Annotated in this window: 1 protein-coding gene; it reads left to right on the forward strand. The window is 37.8% G+C overall.

From position 1 onward, the window contains the following. Positions 1–15: 15 nt before the first annotated feature. A partial coding sequence (locus tag R0J92_RS24225; protein WP_411053557.1) for an HNH endonuclease occupies positions 16–259 on the forward strand: 244 nt, incomplete at its 3' end.

Here is a 259-nt window from a genome sequence, read left to right on the forward strand (position 1 = left end):
CTATTAGAGGATGACATGGGTACATGTGCTTATTGCGGAAATGCAGCAAACACACTAGACCATCTAATTCCTAAATCGCATGGTGGATTGGATACTCAAGAAAATTGCGTAGCGTGTTGCAAACGATGTAATGAAATGAAAACAAATCGTCCTTTGGAAGTCTTCCTTAATGAATGTTTACTGTTAGGAACTCCAGTGTTGGATCTGAAGTCAGTTTTAAATAACAAGAACATCATGAGTTTAGTTGATTATCAAGGCG

This window comes from Tritonibacter sp. SIMBA_163 (genome assembly GCF_046535935.1).
Classification (GTDB): Bacteria; Pseudomonadota; Alphaproteobacteria; order Rhodobacterales; family Rhodobacteraceae; genus Epibacterium; species Epibacterium scottomollicae.